The 18,660-nt window shown below is 72.4% G+C and carries 18 protein-coding genes; 14 read left to right on the top strand and 4 right to left on the bottom strand.

The window, feature by feature from the left end:
• Window positions 1-96: 96 nt before the first annotated feature.
• Complete coding sequence (locus ACWEPF_RS28075) at window positions 97-363, top strand: hypothetical protein (protein ID WP_452174721.1); 267 nt, start codon at window positions 97-99, stop codon at window positions 361-363.
• 54 nt (window positions 364-417) lie between these two features.
• On the opposite strand, the gene ACWEPF_RS28070 is transcribed toward ACWEPF_RS28075, so the two are convergent.
• Both ACWEPF_RS28070 and ACWEPF_RS28065 read right to left on the bottom strand, forming a co-directional pair.
• Window positions 418-1,143: a dienelactone hydrolase family protein gene (locus ACWEPF_RS28070; RefSeq protein WP_452174720.1), complete on the bottom strand. Its 726-nt coding sequence runs from the start codon at window positions 1,141-1,143 to the stop codon at window positions 418-420.
• A 94-nt stretch (window positions 1,144-1,237) separates the two neighbouring features.
• Entirely contained in the window at window positions 1,238-2,884 is a 1,647-nt protein-coding gene (locus tag ACWEPF_RS28065) for a serine/threonine-protein kinase (protein ID WP_452174719.1), read from the bottom strand.
• Window positions 2,885-3,097: 213 nt separating this feature from the next.
• Between ACWEPF_RS28065 and ACWEPF_RS28060 the strand changes: the two genes are divergently transcribed.
• The 3 genes from ACWEPF_RS28060 (at window position 3,098) to ACWEPF_RS28050 (ending at window position 6,200) form a co-directional block, all read left to right on the top strand.
• A complete protein-coding gene (locus ACWEPF_RS28060) occupies window positions 3,098-3,652 on the top strand; it encodes a TetR/AcrR family transcriptional regulator (RefSeq protein WP_380149703.1) in 555 nt (184 codons plus the stop codon).
• 164 nt (window positions 3,653-3,816) lie between these two features.
• Entirely contained in the window at window positions 3,817-4,902 is a 1,086-nt protein-coding gene (locus ACWEPF_RS28055) for an agmatine deiminase family protein (protein WP_452174718.1), read from the top strand.
• 101 nt (window positions 4,903-5,003) lie between these two features.
• Window positions 5,004-6,200, top strand: a complete 1,197-nt coding sequence (locus ACWEPF_RS28050) for an agmatine deiminase family protein (RefSeq protein ID WP_452174717.1) — start codon at window positions 5,004-5,006, stop codon at window positions 6,198-6,200.
• Between the two features lie 70 nt (window positions 6,201-6,270).
• On the opposite strand, the gene ACWEPF_RS28045 is transcribed toward ACWEPF_RS28050, so the two are convergent.
• Complete coding sequence (locus tag ACWEPF_RS28045) at window positions 6,271-6,864, bottom strand: TetR/AcrR family transcriptional regulator (RefSeq protein ID WP_380149652.1); 594 nt, start codon at window positions 6,862-6,864, stop codon at window positions 6,271-6,273.
• Window positions 6,865-7,062: 198 nt separating this feature from the next.
• Between ACWEPF_RS28045 and ACWEPF_RS28040 the strand changes: the two genes are divergently transcribed.
• From ACWEPF_RS28040 to ACWEPF_RS27995, 10 genes are all read left to right on the top strand, one after another.
• Window positions 7,063-8,229 (top strand): agmatine deiminase family protein, encoded by a 1,167-nt coding sequence (locus ACWEPF_RS28040; protein ID WP_452174716.1) that lies wholly within the window; start codon window positions 7,063-7,065, stop codon window positions 8,227-8,229.
• 46 nt (window positions 8,230-8,275) lie between these two features.
• On the top strand, window positions 8,276-9,283 hold the full coding sequence (locus tag ACWEPF_RS28035) for an agmatine deiminase family protein (RefSeq protein ID WP_345281656.1): 1,008 nt from the start codon (window positions 8,276-8,278) through the stop codon (window positions 9,281-9,283).
• Between the two features lie 41 nt (window positions 9,284-9,324).
• On the top strand, window positions 9,325-10,923 hold the full coding sequence (locus ACWEPF_RS28030; RefSeq protein ID WP_452174715.1) for an ABC transporter substrate-binding protein: 1,599 nt from the start codon (window positions 9,325-9,327) through the stop codon (window positions 10,921-10,923).
• Entirely contained in the window at window positions 10,920-11,879 is a 960-nt protein-coding gene (locus ACWEPF_RS28025; RefSeq protein ID WP_452174714.1) for an ABC transporter permease, read from the top strand. The genes ACWEPF_RS28030 and ACWEPF_RS28025 overlap by 4 nt, the downstream gene beginning before the upstream one ends.
• Window positions 11,876-12,730, top strand: coding sequence for an ABC transporter permease (locus ACWEPF_RS28020; RefSeq protein WP_345281662.1), 855 nt, complete (start codon window positions 11,876-11,878; stop codon window positions 12,728-12,730). Before ACWEPF_RS28025 ends, ACWEPF_RS28020 begins: the two co-directional genes overlap by 4 nt.
• Window positions 12,727-13,740: an ABC transporter ATP-binding protein gene (locus tag ACWEPF_RS28015; RefSeq protein ID WP_452174713.1), complete on the top strand. Its 1,014-nt coding sequence runs from the start codon at window positions 12,727-12,729 to the stop codon at window positions 13,738-13,740. Before ACWEPF_RS28020 ends, ACWEPF_RS28015 begins: the two co-directional genes overlap by 4 nt.
• A complete protein-coding gene (locus ACWEPF_RS28010) occupies window positions 13,733-14,563 on the top strand; it encodes an ABC transporter ATP-binding protein (protein ID WP_452174712.1) in 831 nt (276 codons plus the stop codon). Before ACWEPF_RS28015 ends, ACWEPF_RS28010 begins: the two co-directional genes overlap by 8 nt.
• 147 nt (window positions 14,564-14,710) lie before the next feature.
• Entirely contained in the window at window positions 14,711-15,571 is an 861-nt protein-coding gene (locus tag ACWEPF_RS28005; RefSeq protein WP_452174711.1) for a hypothetical protein, read from the top strand.
• A 433-nt stretch (window positions 15,572-16,004) separates the two neighbouring features.
• The gene (locus tag ACWEPF_RS28000) at window positions 16,005-17,003 is read left to right on the top strand and encodes an agmatine deiminase family protein (protein ID WP_452174710.1); all 999 of its coding nucleotides are present in this window, start codon (window positions 16,005-16,007) and stop codon (window positions 17,001-17,003) included.
• Window positions 17,000-17,884, top strand: a complete 885-nt coding sequence (locus tag ACWEPF_RS27995; protein ID WP_345281672.1) for a DUF4436 family protein — start codon at window positions 17,000-17,002, stop codon at window positions 17,882-17,884. Before ACWEPF_RS28000 ends, ACWEPF_RS27995 begins: the two co-directional genes overlap by 4 nt.
• Before the next feature lie 32 nt (window positions 17,885-17,916).
• Here the strand turns inward: ACWEPF_RS27995 and ACWEPF_RS27990 are convergent, their stop codons facing one another.
• A complete protein-coding gene (locus tag ACWEPF_RS27990) occupies window positions 17,917-18,549 on the bottom strand; it encodes a TetR/AcrR family transcriptional regulator (RefSeq protein WP_345281674.1) in 633 nt (210 codons plus the stop codon).
• Between the last annotated feature and the right edge of the window lie 111 nt (window positions 18,550-18,660).

Here is an 18,660-nt window from a genome sequence, read left to right as displayed (position 1 = left end):
AAGCCCTTCAGATGACCGGACGCGCGGAGCGGCCTGCTCGTCGACGTGATTGAGTATGCGAACCGCCCCGCGTCGTCCGACCGAAACGAGCATGTCGTGTCCCACTACCCGTCCCTGGCCCATGGCGTGACGGACGCGCTGGTCGACCTCACGTGGCACATCGCGACGTCCTCTCCGCAGCAGATGGATCCCGATCACGCGGTCAAGGCGCTGGAGTTGATCGGCACGGTCATCGAGCGCATGACGGAGGATCAGCAGACGGGGCTCCTCCAGGTGCTCGGCGAACTGCACACCGTGGAGGACGATTCCGACCGGGCCGGCTTCCTGCGCGCGTTCCCCGAGTGCTACGGCCTGGTGGACTGACCGCTCCGCACGGGCCGACCCGCGCCGTGGCCGGGCGGGAGGGGCCGGGTGGGGTCATTCCGTGGTGGGCAGGCACTCGGTGAGCAGGGCGAGGATGTCGTGCCAGGCCCGCTCTGCGTGGCGTGGGTGGTAGCCGACGCCGGGAGGGGTGGGGTGGTCGACCGTCGGGTGGTGGAAGGCGTGGAGGGCTCCGCCGTAGACCGTCAGGCGCCAGTCGACGCCCGCGGCCCGCATCTCCGCGGTGAAGGCCTCCCGCTGGGCGGGCGGCATGATCGGGTCCTCCGAGCCGACCCCCGCCCACACCGGACAGCGGATGCGCGCCGCCTCGCCCGGCCGGCCCGTGGTCAGCGCGTTGACGGTCCCGATCGCCCGCAGGTCGACGCCGGCGCGGCCGAGCTCCAGCGCGACCGCGCCGCCGGTGCCGTAGCCGATGGCGGCGATCCGGTCGGGGTCGGTCCGCGGTTCGGCCCGCAGGACGTCGAGCGCGGCGCGGCCGATTCCCCGCATGCGGTCGGGATCGGCGAGCAGCGGCAGGCAGCGGGCCAGCATGTCCTCCGGGTCGTCCAGGTAGCGCCCGCCGTGCAGGTCGAAGGCGAGCGCCACGTACCCCAGTTCGGCCAGGGCGTCGGCCCGCCGGCGTTCGACGTCGCTGAGCCCCATTCCCTCGGGGCCGATCAGCACGGCGGGTCGGCGCGAGGTGCCGGCCGGGAGTGCGAGGTGTCCGATCATCGTCAGGTCGTCGGCCGGGTATTCGACCGCGCGGGTGGTGAGTGCCGTCATGTGACGGGACGGTAGTGACCGTCCCGCCCGTACGGAGTGGTGTTCACCGATGGCAGACGGCGGTCCGTCCGGACGCCGCTGCCCTGACGGGTGGTCAGGAGGCCCGGCGGTAGGTGGTGACGGTGACGGTCAGAGGGGTGTCCTCGGGGCCGGAGTCGGTGACGCGGACGAGGGCGAGGTCACCGCCGTCGCGGGAGCGGAGGCAGAAGCCGCGGCCGTCCTGAACGGTGCCGAGGGCGACGGCGTGGACCGGACCGCTGGCCAACCCGCGGATGCAGTCCTCCAGTTGGACGGGGCCGCCGGGGGAGACGTAGGCGGAGGAGCCGTCGGGGAGGGTGAGGTCGTCGCCGTGGCGGCCGAGGAACCAGGTGGAGACGTCCTGTGCGGTCACCTTTCCGGCCCGGAGGTCGAACTCGTAGGAGGAGTCGGGCGATCTGAGCGTCAGGTCGGTGCGGACCGGTACGTATCCGGGGGAGGGGGTCGCCGTCGGAGAGGGGGAGGGGGAGGGAGACGGGGAGGGAGAGGGCGTCGCGGAGGACGACGACGGGGGAGGGGTGGCCGCCTCGGCCTCGGAGTCGTCGAAGTCGTACGGGTCCAGTAGCAGGAGGCCCCCTGCGGCACCGACCAGCAGCGCACCTGCGACGACCGACACCCGCACGGCGATCCGCCGCCCCTTCCGCTTCCCGGCGCCGGGAGTCGGCGGGGGCCCGGCGAGGCGGGTGGCGGCCTCGGGTGCGGTCGCCGGGGTGAGCAGCACCGTCGCGAGGGCGGAGGCCGGAGCCGCGAGGGCCGTCGGCGCCGTCGGGGCCGGGGTCGGCGGGAGCTCGCTGTGGCCGACCAGGGCGGAGCTGACCGATTCGGGCAACCACCCGTCCGTGAAACGGAGTTCACCCCCGACCGCGGGGTGGTTGCGGACGTACTCGATCAGCTGCGCCGTGGTGGGCCGGTCGGCCGGGTCCTTGGCGAGGCACAGGCGGGCCGGTTCGAGGAGGGAGGGCGGGAGGCGGTCGAGGTCCGGTTCCTCGTGGACGGCGCGGTAGAGGGAGCCGGCTTCGGGGCCGAAGCCGAAGGGGAGGGTGCCGGAGCCGACGAAGGCGGTCAGGGCGCCGAGGGCGAAGACGTCGGTGGCCGGGGTGGCGGTCCGGCCGAGGGCCTGCTCGGGGGCCATGAAGCCGGGGGAGCCGATCCGCAGGCCGGTGCTGGTGAGGGGGAGGGCGTCGGCGGCGCGGGCGATGCCGAAGTCGATGACCCGGGGGCCGTCGGCGGCGAGCAGCACGTTGCCGGGCTTGAGGTCGCGGTGGACGACCCCGGCGGCGTGGACGGCCTGGAGGGCCTCGGCGATCCCGGCCAGCAGCAGGAGGCCGGTCCGCTCGGGCAGCGGGCCGTGGCGGTGGACGACCTGGTGGAGGGAGGGGCCGGGGACGTAGGCGGTGGCCAGCCAGGGGAGCGCGTCGTCGGGGCCGGCGTCGACCACCTGGGCGGTGAAGAGGCCGTGGATGAGGCGGGCGCTGGCCACCTCCTGGGCGAAGCGGTGGCGGAACTGCGGGTCCTCGGCGAGTTCGGGGCGGATCACCTTGAGGGCGACGGGCCGCCCGCCGGGCGTGTAGGCGAGGTAGACCCGGCCCATGCCGCCCGCGCCGAGGCGGGCCCGGAGCCGGTAGCCGCCGACCTCGGCCGGGTCCTCGGGGGCGAGCGGTGTGAACGCGCCGGGGGCCTTGTTGCCGAAGAGGTCAGCGGTCATGGGGGCTCCCAGCGGGTCGGTGCAGGTGTGCAAGGGGGAGGTCTCGGACGGCTCGGACTATACCCTGACCGGAATATCAGTCAGTATGGGTGTATCGGGCGGGCCGCAGTGGAGGGGCGGAGGTGGCGGGCGCCGGGAAAGGGGCGGGCGCGGCGGTGCGCGGAAACGGTGCGGGTAGGGTGATCGCTTGTGGCAGACCGTAGAACCTCGATCATGGAAGCGGCCGCGCGGGTGATCGCCCGGCGCGGTGTCCGCGGGCTGCGGGTGGAGGAGCTCGCCGCCGAGGCGAGCGTGTCCACCGCGCTCATCTACTACCACTTCAAGGACCGGGCGGGGATCCTCCGCGCGACGCTGGAGTTCATCAACGACCGGGCCGGCCGGTACACCACCGAACGGCTGGCGGACGAGCCCCCGCTGACGCCCCGTGGGGAGCTGGAGCAGACCCTGCTGCTGGAGCTCCAGGACACGCCGGAGGTGCGGGAGAACAGCACGGCCTGGGGCGAGCTGCGCGCCAGTGCGGTCTTCGACCCGGACCTGCGCGAGGACCTCGCCCGGGCCACCCTGGGCTGGGTCCAGGAGGTGGCCGAGCTGGTCGGCCGGGTGCGGCCGATGAACGGTGCCGCCGCACTGGCGGCCTCCGCCGAGCGGCTGACCGCGATGGTGGAGGGCCTCAGCGTGCGCTGGCTCAGCGGCAGCCTGCCGCTGGAGCACGCGCGGGAGCTGATGACCGGGGCGATCGACAGCGAGCTGGAGCGGCTGCACCACTGAACCGGACGTAGTCGGAGCGAAGGGCCCCGGGGCGGCTTGCGAGCCGACCCGGGGCCTTCTGCTTGGGGGCTTTCTTGACTGAAAATTCAGTCAGTGCGAGAGTGAAGACGCGGAGCCGGGCCGACAGGTCGGCGGTACCGTGCAATTCTCGAGATGGAGATCCCATGAGTGACAGCCGATCCTTCATCAGCCGCCTGTTCGGGGCGGCCCCCGAGCAGCAGGCCCACCGGCCCGCCGGAGAGCCGCCGCAGTGGTGGGTGGACCGGGACGACGTGCCGCACGCCCGTACCTGGATGTCGTGGCCCTCCCGCCGCTCCGTCTGGGGGCGTCAGCTGTCCGGTGTCCAGCAGGACATCGCGCTGATCGCCCGGACGGTGGCCCGCTTCGAGCCGGTGGTGATGTGCGCGCCGGACGAGTACAGCGTCCAGGAGGCGCGCGCCCTCTGCGGGCCCGCCGTCACCGTCACCGCCGAGATCCCGACCGACGACCTGTGGATGCGGGACACCGCGCCGGTCTTCCGCCGCGACGGGCACGGGCGGCTGGACGCCGTCGGCCTCAACTTCAACGGCTGGGGGAACAAGCAGACCCACCGGGACGACGCCGAGGTGGCCCGCGGGATCGCCGATCACCTCCGACTCCCGTTCTCCTACGCCGAGTTCGTGGGCGAGGGCGGCTCGGTGGAGACCGACGGCGACGGCACCGTGATGGCCACCGAGAGCAGCCTGGTGAACAAGAACCGCAACCGGGGCTGGAGCCGGGACGAGGTCGAGGAGGCCGTGCTCGACGTCTACGGCGCGGACAAGATGATCTGGGTGCCCGGCATCAAGGGCCGCGACATCACCGACGACCACATCGACGTCACCTCCCGGTTCGTCGCGCCCGGGGTCGTCATGGTCCAGCTGCCGCCGGCCGACCGCAACGACGTCTGGGCGCGGGACGCCCGTGAGCAGTTCGACATCCTCTCCCGGGCCACCGATGCCCGCGGTCGCCGGCTGCGGGTGATCCGGATCGACGGGCCGGACGAAGTCCGGTCCCGGGACTCGAAGTTCGTCGACTCCTACCTGAACTTCCATGTCGTCAACGGGGGCGTCATCACCGCCCAGTTCGGCGACCGCGCCAAGGACGAGGCCGCCCGGCGGACCATCGCCGAGTGCTTCCCCGGGCGCGAGGTGGTCCAGCTGGACGTGGACCGCCTGATGACCGGAGGCGGCGGCATCCACTGCTCGACCATGCAGGAACCCCTGCCGTAGCCGAATCCGCACCCGAAGACCGGCGCGCGCGGCCTTCCGCCGCGGCCACCGTCCGCGAGCCGCCGTGCCGTACCACCCCACAGCAGAGCCGGAGTGATTCCGTGTCAGACCGCACCACGCCCTTCTCGCCCACCCGCCGCACGGTGCTGCGCGCCGCCGCCGGAGCGGGGCTGCTCACGCTGGGCGCCACCGCCTGCGGCGTGCTCGACGAGGAGGGGCCCGAGCCGCCGGCCTCCACCGAGCGGCCGCCGTCCCAGCCGACCCCGCCGGTGAGGAAGGAGGGCCGCCGGTTCGGGGCCGAGTGGGAGAGCCACGCCCGCACCTTCATGTCCTGGCCCGCCTCGACCGGCATCTGGGACGACCAACTCCCGGGCGTGCGTGCGGACATCGCGCGGCTGGCCCGGGCTGTGGCCGGCTTCGAGCACGTGGTGATGTTCGCCCGGCCGGGCCAGCTGGACGCGGCGCAGAACGCCTGCGGCAACGAGGTCGAGGTGGTGCCGCTCGCGGTCGACGACCTCTGGGCGCGGGACACCGTACCGGTCTTCGTCGAGGAGGGCGGCCACGTCAAGGGCGTGGACTTCAACTTCAACGGCTGGGGCAACAAGCAGAAGGAGCACGGCAACGACTCCGCGCTGGCCGCCGCCGTGCTCGGCAAGTACGGCATCGAGCGGATCCGCACGCCGCTGGTCGGCGAGGGCGGCTCCTTCGAGAGCGACGGCCAGGGCACCCTGATGGTCACCGAGAGCTCGGTCGTCAACGACAACCGGAACAAGGGCAAGAGCCGGGACCAGGTCGAGGCCGAGCTCAAGGAGGCGCTGGGCGTCACCAAGGTGATCTGGTTCGCCGGGGTGCGCGGCCAGGACATCACCGACGCGCACGTGGACTGCCTGGTGCGGTTCGCCGCGCCGGGCGTGGTGCTGCTCGACCAGCCCTTCCCCGGTGCGCCCGCCGACGTCTGGTCCCGTTCGGCGGCCCAGGCCCGCGAGGTGCTCAAGGACGCCACCGACGCGCTCGGCCGCCCGCTCAAGGTGATCGACCTTCCGCAGCCCGACCCGGACCGGATCACCGGACGCGGGGACGCCTTCGTCTCCTCGTACATCAACTTCTACATCGCCAACAAGGCCGTCTTCCTGCCGAAGTTCGGCGACGCCAAGGCGGACGACCGGGCGCAGCAGATCGTCCGGGACCACTTCCCGGGCCGGGAGGTGGTGCCGGTGGTGATCGACAACATCGCCTCCGGCGGCGGTGGCATCCACTGCTCCACGCACGACCAGCCCGGCACCCCCGACGCCGGATAGCCACCAGCCCCCAGCCCCTTCGGTCCGTACGGTCCGGAGGGGCTGCGGCGTGCTCTGGAGCGCGCCCGGATCAGGCGGTGAACTCCTGGCCGTAGGGCGGGAGTTCGGCCTCGATGGCCTCGGCGAGCAGCATCCGGGCGTGCTCCAGCGGGATCGAGCCGCTGAGCCAGCGCACGCTCAGCCCCTCCAGCAGGGCGGTCAGCCGCTCGGCGGAGGAGGCGTGCGCGGGGGCGGTGCCGGCCGGGTCGGCGCGGCCCAGCAGGTAGGCGATCTCGTGCACCCAGGTGTGGGTGGCGCGGGCCAGGTCCTCGCGCAGGTCCTGGTCGAAGACCGCACTGGCCCTCAACTCGCCCCAGGCGGTGCTGTTCTCGCGCACCTCGACGGTGTCCTGGAGCTCCAGCAGCAGGACCTGGGCCAGCTCGGCCCTCGGGTCCCCGGCGAGCTCCGGGTCCTGCTCGGTGGTGTACCGGTCGGCGCGCTCGCCGATGAACTCCAGCGTCTCGCGCAGGATCCCCGCCCGGTCGGTGAAGTGGTAGTAGATGAGCGCGGCGGAGACGCCGGCCTCGGTCGCGAGCTCCGCGACCCGCAGTCCGCGCACGCCGCGGCGGCTGATGACCCGCGTGGCGGCCCTGAGTATCTCTGTTCGACGGTCTGACACGGGCATTCACTCTACCTGCACAGAAGCAATCCTGACGAGATTTTCAGCGAAGAAATCCCGTGGTGAGCGGCCTGTACGGGTACGGAGGCGGTCCGAGGGGGCCGCGTTCCCCGATCAGGTGCGCTTCATGCCTTGACTGAATTTTCAGTCCAGAGCAGGATGTGTGTCACCCCACACACCTCCCGAACCCTCTAGGGAGTCTTCATGAACACCCCTGTCACCTCCCGCCGGAGCCTGCTGAAGTTCGGCGCGGCCGCCGCGCCGCTGGCCGCCCTGGGCCTCGCCCTCCCCGGTGCCGGAGCGGCCCGGGCCGCCACCGCCCCCAACGGTGCGACCCTGCGGATGCCGGCCGAGGACGGCCGCCACGTGCGGACCTTCATGTCCTGGCCGGCCCTGCGCTCGGTCTGGTCCTACGACCTCGCGGTGGTCCGGCGGGACATCGCCAACGTCGCGTACGAGATATCCCGCTACGAGCCGGTCGTGGTGCTCGCCCGGCCCGAGCAGGCCGCGGACGCCCGCTACTACTGCGGCTCGGGCGCCTACCACCGGATCGACGTCGAGGAGATCCGCAACGACGACCTCTGGATCCGCGACTTCGGTCCCACCTTCGTGGTCGCCCCCGGCGCCGTGGCCGGCGTGGACACCAACTTCAACGGCTGGGGCAAGACCGGCACCTCGTACTACCAGCAGTTCCAGAACGACGCGGTGGCGGCCGAGGAGCTGCTCTACCGCTACAACGTGCCGCGGATCAAGGCCGGTTTCGTCGGCGAGGGCGGCTCGCTGGAGACCGACGGGGAGGGCACCCTGCTGGTCACCGAGAGCTCGCTGGTCAACCCGAACCGCAACCCCGGGATGAGCCGGGCCCAGGTGGAGCAGGAGCTCAAGTCCGCGCTCGGCCAGGACAAGGTGATCTGGGTGCCGGGCCTCGCCGGGCAGGACATCACCGACTGCCACATCGACTGCCTGGCCCGCTTCACCGCGCCCGGCAAGGTGATCCTGGACCAGCCGGGGCCGGACACCGACCCCAAGTGGGTCCGGGTCTACGAGGAGACCAAGCGGATCCTCCAGAGCGCCACCGACGCCCGCGGCCGCCGCCTGCAGATCACCGAACTCCCGGGCCCGGACAAGAAGTTGATCCGTGGCGGCGGCAAGGAGTTCCTCTCCAGCTACACCAACTACTACACCGTCAACGGCGCGGTGATCGCCCCGCAGTTCGGCGACCGCTACGCGGACGGCCTCGCGTACACGATCCTCCAGGCCGCCTACCCGGACCGCCGGGTGGTGCAGCTGAACATCGACGGCATCGCCTCGGGCGGCGGCGGCATCCACTGCGCCACCCAGTCCCAGCCCGCCGTCCCGCCGGCGTACTGAGCCCGGCCGCTCCACCCCCTGAACCACCCCCTAGAGAAGAGTTGTCATGACGTTCCGCATGCCCGCCGAGTGGACCGAGCACGAGGGCTGCCTGATGGCCTGGCCCACCCGCGAGGACCTCTGGGGCGCCACCTTCGAGGACGCCAAGCGCGAGTACGCGCAGGTGGCCCGGGCGATCTCCGAGTTCGAGCCGGTGACCATGGTCGCCGCCCCGGGCCAGGGCGAGGAGGCCCGCGCGCTCTGCGGTGAGGGCATCGAGGTGACCGAACTGCCCATCGACGACGCGTGGTTCCGCGACTCCGCGCCGATCTTCGTGCTCGACCAGGACGGCGCCCGGGCCGGGGTGGACTTCCGGTTCAACGCCTGGGGCGGCAAGCACAGCCCCTGGGACTCCGACGACCGGATCTCCGGCCTGCTGCTGGAGCGCCTCGGCGTCGAGCGGATCGACTCCCGGATGATCCTGGAGGGCGGCGCCGTCACCGTGGACGGCGAGGGCACCCTGATCACCACCGAGCAGTGCCTGCTCCACCCGAACCGCAACCCGGGCATGAGCAAGGAGGAGATCGAGGCCGAGCTGATCGCCAAGCTCGGCGTCACCAAGGTGATCTGGCTGCCCTACGGCGGTCTGCTGGACACCGAGACCGACGGCCACGTGGACGGCGTCTGCGCCTTCACCGGCCCCGGCCAGGTGCTGATCCAGCTCCCGAGCGACCCGAACCACCCCGACTACCAGCGGATGCGCGACAACCGCGCCGTGTTGGAGGCGGCCGTGGACGCCCGGGGCCGCACACTGGAGATCATCGACCTCCCGCAGACGGTCTTCACCGAGATCGCCGGCCAGGAGATCGAGGTCTGCTACCTCAACTTCTACGTCGCCAACGGCGGCGTGGTCGTCCCCGTCGCCGACCTCCCCGGCGAGGAGGAGGCGCTCGCGGTGATCGCCGAGTGCTTCCCCGGCCGCAAGGTGGTCGGCGTCCGGGCCCGGGCCATCGCCTTCGGTGGCGGCGGCGTGCACTGCATCACCCAGCAGATCCCGAAGGAGCCCCGCGCATGACTCGCCGTCAGTACCGCTCCGCCGTCGTAAGATCCTCGGCGTTGGCGGCCGCCGCACTGCTCGCCCTGACCGCCTCGGCCTGCTCCGGGCCGCCGAAGACCGGGAACCTCGACGGCGAGGGCTTCAAGCTCTCCGCCGGGACCCCGGCCGGCAAGGACGGGCTGGACTCCTTCAGCTGGGCGGTCTACGCCGAACCGCCCACCCTGGACTACATCTCCGCCTTCGACTACCCGCAGAACACGGTGCTCTCCAACGTCTGCGAGAGCCTGATGCGGTGGAACCCGGACCTCACCCTGGGCCCCGGCCTGGCCGAGAAGGCGAGCAACCCGGACCCCAACACCTGGGTCTACGACCTGCGGCCGAACGTGAAGTTCCACGACGGCGGCGCCCTGACCGCCGACGACGTGGTCTACAGCCTCGGCCGCCAGATGAACCCGGACAACGCGGCCGCCTGGGCCCAGCAGTTCCAGCACGTCAGCTCGATCACCAAGACCGGGCCGCTCCAGGTCACCGTCAAGCTGACGCAGCCCGACTCGCAGTTCAACCAGTACATGGCCACCGCCGCCGGGGTGATCGCCTCCAAGGCGGGCGTCGAGGCGGCCGGCAAGGACTACGGCACCACCGGCAGCCTGGCCTGCACCGGCCCGTTCAAGCTCGGCACCTGGACCAAGGGCCAGTCGATCGAGCTGGAGCGCTTCGACGGCTACTGGGGCACCAAGGCCAAGTCCAAGAAGGCGGTCTTCCGCTTCCTCACCGACCCCTCGGCCCGGGTCAACGCGCTGCTCAGCGGCGAGGCCGACGGCGGCTACCTGATCCCCACCGAGGCCTACCAGCGGCTGCGCTCCAGCGGCGCCGGCACGCTGTACTTCGGCGAGGGCCTGAGCACCGTCAACGTCAACGTCACCAACATGAAGGGCGTGCTCGGCGACGTGCGGGTCCGCCAGGCGCTCTCGCTGGCGCTGGACCGCTCGGGCTTCCAGAAGGCCGGGCTCGGCGGGTCCGGGCAGGTCACCGGCTCGCTCACCACCCGGGCCGCCTGGGCCGGAGCCCCCGAGACGGTCCGCAAGCAGGCCTTCGAGGGCCTCACCCCCACGGAGCCCGACCTGGCCAAGGCCAAGGCCCTGATCCAGGAGGCCGGCGCCACCGGCAAGAGCATCACCGTGGCCACCAGCCCGATCGGCCTGGACGTCTCGGTGCTCGCCACCGCCGTGCAGGCGGCCGGGGCCAAGATCGGACTGGACGTCAAGCTCAAGACCATCGCGCCGAACGCGTTCACCGCGCTGTTCACCGACCCGCAGGCGCGCGAGGGGATCGACATGTTCCCCGAGACGTACTACGACTCGATCACCGACCCGCTGGACCTGCTGGCCAACTTCAAGACCGGCGCGTACCAGAACTTCGCCTCCTACAGCGACCCGGTCTACGACGGCCTGGTGGACGAGGCCGTGAAGGCCAACGACCCCGCGCTGCGGTACGCGCTCAGCGCCAAGCTCCAGAAGACCGCCTCCGAGCAGCTGCTCTGGATCCCGGTCGCCGAGTGGCCGACCGCCGTCTTCCTCAACAAGCGGATCAGCGGCGCCCCGACCACCATCTCCTACCTCTACCAGCCGTGGGCGGCCGCGGTGGGAGCTGCACCGTGAGCTTCCTGAGATTCGCCGCCCGACGGCTGGCCGAGATGGCCGCCACCCTGGCGGCCGCCTCCTTCGTGATCTTCGGGGCGATGTACCTCGCGCCGGGCAGCCCTGCCAGCTTCCTGCTGGCGGGCCGCTCGGCCTCCCCCGAGGCCATCGCGGCGGTCAACGCCCAGTACCACCTGGACGACCCGTTCTTCGTGCAGTACCTGCGCTGGGCCGGGCAGATCCTGCACGGCGACTTCGGACGCTCCGTCACCTACCGCACGGACGTCTCCCGGCTGCTCGCCGACCGGCTGCCGGCCACCCTGCTGCTGGTCGCCATGGCCCTGGTCCTGGTGCTGGCGATCGGGCTGCTGCTCGGCTGGCTCGGCGCCGTCAAGGGCGGCGCGGTGGACTCCACCGTGCTGGTCACCACCACCGTGGCCCTCGGAACCCCGTCCTTCGTTGCCGCCGTGCTGCTCCAGGGCGTCTTCGCGGTCGGCCTCGGCTGGTTCCCCACCGGCGGCACGGGGGAGGGCTTCGGCGACATGGTCTGGCACCTCACCCTGCCAGCCGTCGCGCTCGCGCTCTACCTGATCGGAATGCTGGCCCGGGTCACCCGGGCCGCGATGGCCGAGGTGATGGGCCACGAGCACGTCACGGTGGCCCGCAGCCGCGGGGTGACGGAGCACCAGGTGATCCGCCGTCACGTCTTCCGCAACGCGCTGGGCACCGTGCTCACCACCGGCGGCCTGATCGTCTCCACCCTGCTGGTCTGCACCGTCCTGGTGGAGACCGCGTTCAGCGTGGGCGGCATCGGCCAGCTGCTCGAACTCTCCACCACCACCAAGGACTTCCCCACCGTGCAGGCCATCTCACTGATCATGGTCGGGCTGTTCATGGGGGTGAACCTGCTGGTCGACCTGGTCCACCCGCTGGTCGACCCCCGGGTCACCCTCGGCTCCGGGAGGAGCGCCGGATGACCGCCACCCTGATCCGCCGACCGGGCCTGGCCCGGATCCGCACCGACCGCAGCCTGCTCCAGCTGCTCTGCCTGGGCTTCGTCGCCCTGGTGGTGCTGGCCGCGCTGCTCGCCCCCTGGCTGGCCCCGGAGGACCCCAACGCGGTCGACCTCGGCAACGCGCTGGCCGGCCCCTCCGCCGAGCACCTGCTCGGCGTGGACGCCTCCGGCCGGGACACCCTCTCCCGGCTGCTGCTCGGCGCCCGCACCTCGCTGCTCGGCCCGCTCGGCGTGGTGGCCTTCTCCACCCTGGCCGGCGTCGCCATCGGCGTCACCGCCGCCTGGCGCGGCGGCTGGCTGGACTCGGTGCTCTCCCGCAGTACCGAACTGGTCTTCGCCTTCCCGGGCATGCTGCTCGCCATCCTGATCGTCTCGGTCTACGGCGAGGGCCTGCTCGCCCCGGTGATCGCGCTGGCCATCGCCTACCTGCCCTACGTCAGCCGGCTCACCCGCTCACTGGTGCTGGCCGAGCGCTCCCGCCCCTACGTCGAGGCCTACCAGGTGCAGGGTCACTCCGGCCTGCAGATCTGCCTGCGGCACGTCATCCCCGGTATCGCGCCGGTGGTGCTCGCCCAGTCCACCGTCAACTTCGGCTACGCCCTGATCGACCTGGCCGGCCTCTCCTTCCTCGGGCTCGGCGTCCCCGCCCTCACCCCCGACTGGGGCCGGATGGTCTTCGACGGACAGTCCGCCATCCAGAACGGCTACCCGCTCTCCGCCGTCCTGCCCTGCGTCGCGATCGTGCTGACCGTCGTCGCCTTCAACGTCGTCGGCGAGCGCTGGGCCGACCAGGTCGCCAGGAGGGACCGATGACCACCCTCGACAAGCAGCCGCTCCCGGAGACGCAGCCCACCCTGGAGGTCCGGGGCTACCGGCTGCGTCTGCCCGGCACCGCCCGGCCGGTGCTCGCCGGGGTCGACCTCACCGTCGGCGCCGCCGAGACCGTCGCCCTGGTGGGGGAGTCCGGCTCCGGCAAGAGCCTCACCTCCCGCAGCGCCCTCGGCCTGCTGCCGCCCGGCGCCGTCACCGAGGGCGCCCTGCGGGTGGCCGGGGACGACGTGCTCACCATGACGCCCGCCCAGCTGCGCAGGCTGCGCACCCACACCGCCGCGATGGTCTTCCAGGACCCGAGGGCCGCCGTCAACCCGATGCGCCGCCTCGGCGACTTCCTCACCGAGAGCCTCAGGCTCAACGACGGCCGCTCCGCCCAGGAAGCGGAGCAGCGCGCGGTGGAGATGCTGGACGCCGTGGGCCTGCCCGCCTCGGTGCTCGGCCGCTACCCCGGCCAGGTCTCCGGCGGCATGCTCCAGCGGGTGATGATCGCCGCCGCCCTGATGGGCGACCCGGCGCTGATCCTGGCCGACGAGCCGACCACCGCGCTGGACGTCAGCTCGCAGGCGGAGGTGGTGGCGCTGCTCGACGACCTCCAGCAGCGCTTCGGCACCGGCCTGCTGTTCGTCACCCACGACCTGGGCCTGGCCGCCGCGATCAGCGACCGGGTGTACGTGATGTACGCCGGGCGGATCGTGGAGACCGGCCAGGCCGAGGCGCTGTTCGAGCGTCCGCGCCACCCGTACTCGGCGGCCCTGCTCGCGGCCACCCCGCGGCTGGACGCGCCGGGCGGCCGGCTGGCCGCGATCGAGGGGCGGCCGCCCAGCCTGCGCGAGGAGCTGACGGGGTGTCCGTTCGCCCCGCGTTGCCCGATCGCCACCTTCGAGTGCACCCAGCAGGAGCCCGCCCTGCTGCCCGTCGCGGGCGAGCCGGGGCGCCTGGCGGCCTGCCACCACAGCGACCGAACCGGTGAGGTCCTCGCCCATGGCTGATCACGCGACCGATCACGCGACGCCCGCCGCACCCGTCCTGGAGGTGCTCGGCCTGCACCGCTCCTACGGCGAGGTGCAGGCGGTGGACAACGTCTCCTTCACGCTCGCCGAAGGCGGCTCGCTGGGCATCGTCGGCGAGTCCGGCTCCGGCAAGACCACCAGTGCCCGGATCGTGGTCGGCCTCGAACGGGCCGACTCCGGACGGGTGTTGGTCAACGGCCGGGACCGGATGGCGGCCGGGGCCAGGGGCAAGGCGGCTCGGCTGGCCCGGGCACGCGAGGTGCAGATGGTCTTCCAGGACCCGTACCTCTCGCTGGACCCGCGTTGCACCGTCGGCAGCGCGCTGACCGAGACGCTGAAGCTGCACTTCCCCGAGGCCGACCACCGCAGCCGGATCGAGGAACTGCTGGAGCAGGTCGGCCTCGGCGCCCGGGAGGCGTCCGCGCTGCCCCGCCAGCTCTCCGGTGGACAGCGCCAACGCGTCGCCATCGCCCGGGCGTTGGCGGTGGAGCCGGCCGTGCTGGTGTTGGACGAGGCGGTGGCCGCGCTCGACGTCTCGGTGCAGGCGCAGATCCTGAACCTGCTGGCGGAGATCCGCGAGCGGACCGGGATCGGCTACCTCTTCATCACCCACGACCTGGGCGTCGTGCGCTGCGTCACCGAGGACGTGATCGTGATGCGGCAGGGCCGGATCGTCGAGCAGGGCCGTACCGCTGAGGTGCTGGCCAGGCCTCAACACCCGTACACCCAGCTCTTGTTGGACTCGGTCCCGCGTCCGGGCTGGGACCCGAAGGCGATCGCGGCGGCGCGGCGCGCGCTCTAGACCGGCTCTGGGGTCGGCTGCCGGGCAGTTCGCGGCCCCGGCGGCGTCGGGCGTTCCTTCCGACACCGCCGGGGCCGCGGTGCCGTGCCGTGCGGTGCGGCGGGTACCCGCAGTACGTGCCGGCCCGGCCACGGGTAGCCTGCACCCATGACCGCCGACCGTTCCGTTCCGGCCCCCTTCGACGCCGTCCTGGTGGAGGCGTTCGCCATCCTGCTCGGCGACTCGGGTGGTGAGGAGCCCGGTGCGCGCTACGGGGTCTTCCACGCCGACGACTCGCTGGACGAGTACCTGTTCCCGAACGGGTGGTGCGGCGCGGAGCAGCTCGCCGATCCCGAACCCCGCGAATTCCCGTACGGGGCCGACGAGTACGTGCTCGGGGCGGCCGGCCGGAGGTTCCTCCCGGCGGAGAGCCTGTTCCGCTTCGACCCGATGCTGCTGGACGGCACCGGCCCCTGGGGCGAGGACGGTCACAAGGGGCCGCGGCCGTTCGACGCCGACTTCGCCGCCGCGGTCCGGGCCGTGGGCGTGGAGTCGGAGGAGAGCGGCGAAGTGCTGATCCGCGGCGCCGACTTGGCCGCTCTGCTGGCCCGGCACGGCGTCGACCTGGCCTCCGCCACCGCCCTCAACAACTGGCTCGGCGTGGTGCTGCGCATCGCCACCGACGGAACGCTGACGGACGCGATGCGCGCGGCCACCTTCACCACCGGCACCCCCGCCGACTGGACCCCCCTCCCCGGCGAGGACCGCGAACCGACCGCCGCCGAACCGTGGCAGGACGCCCTGGCCACCGTCCCCGAGCCCGCCCTCCGCCGCCGGCTGCGCCACCTCAGCCTCCCTCCGCAGGACGCCCGCTCCCGAGGTGCCCGCTACCGCGCCGCCGACGCCTGGCCGGCGACCACCGACGCCGCGGCAGCCGGGGGCCATCGCCTCGTCGCGGCCTGGGAGTTCGGCGAGAGCCAGGCCGGCACGGCCGTCGTCCGGCTGGCTGATCCGGAGGCGGTGGCGTAGCGCGGTGGGGAGGAGCCGATCGAGGACCTCTGCTGTCACTCCCTCCGCCCCGTGAGCACATGGCGCGCGATCCTCATCCGGTCGTGCGGGGATCACGCCGGCCGTCTGCCGGCCGGCCCGTGAGCTGAGCTCCTTGCGGTGCCGGGCCGGGCGAATCGCCCGTTCGGCCGGGTACGGGATCACGGGGATCGGGGGCCGGCGCGCCTAGGGTCGGGAGTCTGACGTCCTGTGGGTTTTCGTGGAGCAAGGGGAACCGACCGTGAGAGAGCCAGCCCTGTCGCGCCGGACGCTGCTGAGGTCGGGGTCGGTTCTGGCCGCCGTGGCGTTGTTGGACGGATGTTCGTCATCGGGGGCTGACGAGGGGTCATCTCCTTCGGCTTCGCCGTCCCCGTCCCCGTCGCCCTCGCCGTCCCCGACGCCCGTACCGCTCGCGATGCCGTCGGAGGCCAAGCCGCACACCAGGACCTTCATGGCCTGGCCCGCCCTGGACCAGGTCTGGGGCGATGACCTGCCCGCCGTCCGGCAGGACATCGCCCGCGTCGCGCAGGCCGTCGCCCGGTTCGAGCCGGTGGTCCTGATGGCCCGTCCGGAGCAGAGCGCGGAGGCCAGGCAGCTGTGCGGGTCCAGCGTGGAGGTGATCGACCTTGCGGTGGACGACCTGTGGGCCCGCGACACCGGACCGACCTTCGTCACCGGCGGGGGAGCGCTGGCCGGGGTCGACCTCAACTTCAACGGCTGGGGCAACAAGCAGACCCACGCCAACGACTCGCAGGTGGCCCGGAGGGTGCTGGAGCGCTACTCCGTCCGCCGGATCGAGGCGCCGATCACCGGGGAGGGCGGCGGCATCGAGGTGGACGGCGAGGGCACGCTGATGGCCACCGAGAGCTCGTGGGTGAACCCCAACCGCAATCCGGGCAAGAGTCGGGACCAGATCGAGGCCGCCTTCAAGGAGCTCTTCGGGGTCCGCAAGGTGCTCTGGTTCGCCGGCGTGGCCGGGCAGGACATCACCGACTGCCACATCGACGCCCTCGCCCGCTTCGCCGAGCCCGGCGTGGTGGTGCTGCACCGCCCCGGGCCGGACGCCGAGCCGGACATCTGGTCCCGCGCCTCCGACCAGGCGCTCCAGGTGCTCAAGGAGGCCACCGACGCCAACGGCCGCAAGCTGCGGATCGTCGAGCTGGTCGAGCCCGATCTGAGCCGCCTCCCGGACCGCGGCAAGGACTTCCTCGCCACCTACCTCAACTACTACGTCGTCAACGGCGGCGTCATCGTGCCGAGTTTCGGCGACAAGGCCTCCGACGACCGGGCCGCCGGGATCCTCGGCGAGCTCCACCCGGGGCGCCAGGTGGTGCCCGTCGAGATCAACGCGATCGCGGCGGGCGGCGGCGGCATCCACTGCTCGACCCAGCAGCAGCCGGAGCCCGTTCGGTGAGCCCGCTGAGCGCGGTGCGACGGGCCCGTCCGGCGCGCTGGCAGTTCGGCCTGCTGGCCCTGGTCGTGGTGCTGTTGGCGGCCGGCATCACGCTCTACCTGGACGAGCGGAACAGCCGTCAGGAACCGCGCCGCCTCGGGGTCGAAGTCGTCGGCGACGGCGTGGAGTTGGACATGACGGTGCAGGAGGTGGACCCGAACGCGCAGGAGGTCACCCTCTACACCGTCCTGGTCCCGCACGGCGCCCTGGCCACCGGCCCGGAGTCACTGACCTTCACCCGCCCGGTCGAGGTCACCGTCAACGCGCAGACCGCCACCAAGCTGAAGGTGGAGGCGGGGCAGGCGGCCCAGCCGCAGGCGATCACCCTCGGCCTGTACGGCGGGACGCCCAGCGACTACCCCTTCGACCGGTACAAGCTGTCGGCGAGCTGGGCGGCCTCCTCGGGTGGCCAACCGGTGCCGCTGGAGGTGCTGTTCACCGATGCCGACCCGTTCTTCCTGACCAAGGCGAAGGACGTCTCGGAGGCTCCGTCCGAGGCGGTGCTGGAGGCGAAGATCACCCGCTCCCGGAGCACCTTCATCCTGGCCTGGTTCATGATCGCCACGATGTGGGCACTGGCGCTCTCGGTGCTGGGCGGCGCCCAGGTGCTGATCCGCAAGCGCAGTCCGCTGGTCTGGCCAGCGCTCGGCTGGATGGCCGCCACCCTGTTCGCGCTGATCGGGCTGCGCAACGCCGCCACCGGCTCGCCGCCGATCGGCTGCCTGATGGACTACGTCGCGCTGTTCTGGGCGGAGGGCATCATCGCGGCGAGTCTGGTGTGCGCGGTGGCGAGCGGGCTGCGGGCGGAGCACCGGGCGGCAGCGGCCGAGGCGGGAGGCTGACGTAGGATCAGCAGGTCCTGCCGGGCGCTGCCTCAGCCGGTGCCCGCCGTGACGCCGGCCGCCAGGCCGAGGAAGAGCGCACGCAGGGCCCGGCGCGGGTCGTAGGCCGGCTCCAGGGACTGGTAGGCGGCGAGCCCGTCGGTCCCGGCCGCGGCGGCCTCGCCCAGCGGCCGGGGGTCCACCACGCCGCCGTGCTCGTCCGCCAACACTCCGTACAGCGTGGTGAAGCAGGCCCGCCAGCGCCCGTACTCCGCCGCCAGCGCATCGCGCACCCGCTCGTCGTTCACGGCGAACCAGTGCAGGGCTGAGTGCAGCCGGGAGAGGTCCCCGGCCTCGGGCTGGCCGAGCAGTGCGATGACCCGTTCCAGCCGCTCCGCGAAGGGGCCGGGGGCCGCGACGGCCTCCTCCAGCGGGGTGACCCACTCCGGGCGGATCGCTTCGACCACGGCCACGATCAGGTCCGTGCGGGTCTGGAAGTGGTAGTGGCACATCCCGTGCGTGACCCCGGCACGGGCCGCCACGTTCCGTGTGGTGAAGGGGACTTCGCCGTCTCCGGCCAGGAGCTCGCGGGCGGCGGTGAGCAGCCTGGCCCTGGTCTGCTCGCCCTTGGTCGAGGCACGGGGCTTGCGGACGGTCGTCGGCGTCTGGTCTTCGAGCTGGGCCATCCGCGCACTCTACCGAGCCGGGTGAGGCCGAGGTGACGTCAACCTGAACGAAGTGCTGCCCAAAGTATTGACCGAGCGCTTGGTCAGTTTTACCTTCTGGGCATGGCCCTG

The sequence above is a fragment of the Kitasatospora sp. NPDC004289 genome, assembly GCF_053602875.1.
The sequence above is the reverse complement of the archived record's forward strand: the minus strand, read 5'-3'. Positions and strand labels throughout refer to the sequence as shown.

Bases quoted from the DNA above. Each gene is read 5' to 3' on its own strand.
- ACWEPF_RS28000 (WP_452174710.1), top strand. From the start codon at position 16,005: ATGCCGTCGGAGGCCAAGCCGCACACCAGGACCTTCATGGCCTGGCCC.
- ACWEPF_RS28055 (WP_452174718.1), top strand. From the start codon at position 3,817: ATGAGTGACAGCCGATCCTTCATCAGCCGCCTGTTCGGGGCGGCCCCC.
- ACWEPF_RS28060 (WP_380149703.1), top strand. From the start codon at position 3,098: ATGGAAGCGGCCGCGCGGGTGATCGCCCGGCGCGGTGTCCGCGGGCTG.
- ACWEPF_RS28035 (WP_345281656.1), top strand. From the start codon at position 8,276: ATGACGTTCCGCATGCCCGCCGAGTGGACCGAGCACGAGGGCTGCCTG.
- ACWEPF_RS28040 (WP_452174716.1), top strand. From the start codon at position 7,063: ATGAACACCCCTGTCACCTCCCGCCGGAGCCTGCTGAAGTTCGGCGCG.
- ACWEPF_RS28020 (WP_345281662.1), top strand. From the start codon at position 11,876: ATGACCGCCACCCTGATCCGCCGACCGGGCCTGGCCCGGATCCGCACC.
- ACWEPF_RS28015 (WP_452174713.1), top strand. From the start codon at position 12,727: ATGACCACCCTCGACAAGCAGCCGCTCCCGGAGACGCAGCCCACCCTG.
- ACWEPF_RS27990 (WP_345281674.1), bottom strand. From the start codon at position 18,549: ATGGCCCAGCTCGAAGACCAGACGCCGACGACCGTCCGCAAGCCCCGT.
- ACWEPF_RS28065 (WP_452174719.1), bottom strand. From the start codon at position 2,884: ATGACCGCTGACCTCTTCGGCAACAAGGCCCCCGGCGCGTTCACACCG.
- ACWEPF_RS28010 (WP_452174712.1), top strand. From the start codon at position 13,733: ATGGCTGATCACGCGACCGATCACGCGACGCCCGCCGCACCCGTCCTG.
- ACWEPF_RS28045 (WP_380149652.1), bottom strand. From the start codon at position 6,864: ATGCCCGTGTCAGACCGTCGAACAGAGATACTCAGGGCCGCCACGCGG.
- ACWEPF_RS28070 (WP_452174720.1), bottom strand. From the start codon at position 1,143: ATGACGGCACTCACCACCCGCGCGGTCGAATACCCGGCCGACGACCTG.
- ACWEPF_RS28005 (WP_452174711.1), top strand. From the start codon at position 14,711: ATGACCGCCGACCGTTCCGTTCCGGCCCCCTTCGACGCCGTCCTGGTG.